Annotated in this window: 3 protein-coding genes; all 3 read left to right on the top strand. The window is 36.4% G+C overall.

Annotated features, from left to right (window positions below; all coding sequences use genetic code 11):
- The first annotated feature begins 100 nt into the window (after positions 1-100).
- The 3 genes from HMPREF2811_RS06765 to HMPREF2811_RS06755 are packed head-to-tail and all read left to right on the top strand — an operon-like array spanning position 101 to position 2,659.
- A complete protein-coding gene (locus tag HMPREF2811_RS06765; protein ID WP_006700814.1) occupies positions 101-844 on the top strand; it encodes a metal ABC transporter ATP-binding protein in 744 nt (247 codons plus the stop codon).
- A 19-nt stretch (positions 845-863) separates the two neighbouring features.
- Complete coding sequence (locus HMPREF2811_RS06760; protein WP_040442964.1) at positions 864-1,718, top strand: metal ABC transporter permease; 855 nt, start codon at positions 864-866, stop codon at positions 1,716-1,718.
- Between the two features lie 17 nt (positions 1,719-1,735).
- Positions 1,736-2,659 carry a metal ABC transporter solute-binding protein, Zn/Mn family gene (locus HMPREF2811_RS06755; RefSeq protein ID WP_066125670.1) on the top strand — a complete coding sequence of 308 codons (924 nt, stop codon included), beginning with the start codon at positions 1,736-1,738 and terminating at the stop codon, positions 2,657-2,659.
- The last annotated feature ends 115 nt before the right edge of the window (positions 2,660-2,774 follow it).

Here is a 2,774-nt window from a genome sequence, read left to right as displayed (position 1 = left end):
AAAACACAAACAAATAAATCAATAGAATATTCTATTGTTTTTTACTGGACATTATTTAGGTTGCTCTAAACAATGTTTCAGAAAAGAAAGAAGGAATAATATGATAGAAGCGAATAATTTATCCGTTTCCTACAATAAATTCCTTGCCTTAGATGATGTCTCATTTAAATTGAAGACAGGGCAACTAATTGGAATTATTGGGCCAAACGGAGCGGGAAAATCAACGTTAATGAAAGCGATGTTAAATATTCTTCCCCATAGCGGAACAACGACCTATGACGGTCAGCATGTGAGTCAAGTAAGAAAGAAAATATCTTACGTCGAACAAAAGAATAACATCGACCATGATTTTCCGATTAACGTTTTAGATATGGTGGCTATCGGGTTTTACCGTCAACTAGGGTTATTTAAATTTCCCACCAAAGAGCAAAAAGACCAAGCGATGGAAGCCTTAAGACAAGTAGGACTCGAAGAATATTCCCATCGTCAAATTAGTGAACTTTCGGGGGGGCAATTTCAACGAGTGTTACTTGCTCGCGTTTTAGTTCAAGATGCGGGTTATATTTTTTTAGATGAACCATTTGTAGGAATTGACGCTAAAAGTGAAGCCATTATCGCTAAAATTTTACGTCAAATGAAAGGAGATGGTAAAACAATATTAATTGTTCACCATGATTTAAGTAAAGTAGCGGAGTACTTTGATAGTGTGATTTTACTTAAACAACAATTAATTGCTTATGGGACGGTTGAAGAGTGCTTTACTCCGCAGTATTTATCCGAAGCCTTTGGCGAAAGCATTTTAACCTCTACCCAATTTGTTGGAGGAGGTGCATCAAATGAGTAATTGGTCGACTGTATTTTCGATGCAACAAATCCAACAGTTCATCCAACAAGTAAAAGACTATGAGTTTTTACAAAAAGCGTTAACAACTTCAGTGATGGTTGGAGTCATTGCCGGAATATTAGGCTGCTTTATTATTTTAAGAGGATTAGCTTTAATGGGGGATGCGATTTCTCACGCAATTTTACCCGGTGTGGCGATTTCTTATATGATGGGAACGAACTTTTTCATCGGAGCGGCGATCACCGGCTTTATTACAGCATTACTGATTGGTCTCGTTCAACAGTCGAGTCGAATTAAAAGCGATGCGGCGATAGGGATTGTCTTTTCATCCTTTTTCGCGATCGGTGTTATTTTAATTCAAATGGCACAAAGCGCCACGGACTTAACAGAAATTTTGTTTGGTAATATTTTAACGGTTCAAGACAGCGACCGAAATATTACGATGGTAATCGGTGTGATTGTTATCATTCTAGTCGTTGCTTTTTATAAAGAATTACTTATTACCACCTTTGATCCAACAATGGCGGCTGCTTGGGGATACCCAACTAAATTAATTCATTATGGAATTATGGTGACGTTAACGTTAGTTACTGTAGCCTCACTGCAAGCTGTTGGTGCTATTTTAGTTGTTGCTTTACTGATTACACCAGCTTCGACAGCGTATCTATTAACAAACAACTTACGAAATATGTTAATTCTTTCGGCTATTTTTGGTGTTATTTCTTCAGTGGTCGGATTGTATATTAGTTTTGTTATTAACGTTCCGTCAGGAGCAGCGATTGTATTATGTGCCACAGTAATGTTTGTTTTAGCCTTTTTATTTGCACCTAATAACGGCTACGTCTGGCGTTTAGCTCATAAATTATCTAAATAGTAGGAAGGTATGATTAAATGAAACGTTTATTGAAAGTATTATGTGCGATCAACTTAATTTTAATGATGGGATTAAGTATCGCAACCACAGCTCATGCAGATGAACCGCTAAAAGTGGTTTCAAGTTTTTCTCTCTTAACTGATATGTTAGAAAGTATCGGCCAAGATCATATTGAAGTCTATAACTTAGTTCCAGTTGGAACTGATCCTCATGAATATGAACCTTTACCAGAAGACATTATGAAAGCGACTGACGCGGATTTAATGTTTTATAACGGATTAAACTTAGAAGGATCCGAAAATGGTTGGTTTATGAAATTAGCTAATTCAGTGAAGAAGTCACCAGAACAACTCATCGAAGTTGCTAAAGACGTAGAACCACAATATTTAAAAGATGAAGAAGGAAGGCAAGAAATTAACCCTCATGCCTTTGCAGATCCTAACGTAGGTATAAAAATGGCTCAACGAATTGTAGAGGTCTTAAAAGAACAAGATCCAAATAATGAAGTGGTCTATCAAGAAAACGCTGAAGCTTATATTAAAGAGTTAGAAGCAATTCGCGATGAATATGAAGAAAAATTGGGCAGTTTAGAAGGTAACCAGCGTAACTTTATTGCTAGCGAACATGCTTTCCAATATATGACTCAATCTTTTAACTTAAATCATGGTTATATTTGGGCAATTGATACCGATGAAAATGGTTCGCCCGCTCAAATTCAATCAGCGATTCAATGGGTCAAAGATAATAACCCACCGGTATTGTTCGTTGAATCAAACGTTGATAGACGTCCAATGCAAACCGTATCGAAGGAAACGGGCGTTGAGATTTATGAAGAGCCGGTTTATTCCGACGAAATCGGTGAAAAAGGTTCACCCGCGGATACCTATTTGAAGTATTTACAAACGAATTTAGATGTTATTTATAACGGTTTAAATCAATAAATAGTTAGAAGTCACTTAACATAGTGGCTTCTTTTTTTGGTTATTTGTTTAGTCGCTAAAATCGTGGTAAAATCATAAGAAGATTGAATCGCTTGATGATATAAATCTGTCATCA

The sequence above is a fragment of the Globicatella sp. HMSC072A10 genome, assembly GCF_001811625.1.
GTDB lineage: Bacteria > Bacillota > Bacilli > Lactobacillales > Aerococcaceae > Globicatella > Globicatella sanguinis.
This window is presented reverse-complemented; position numbering and strand designations above follow the sequence as displayed.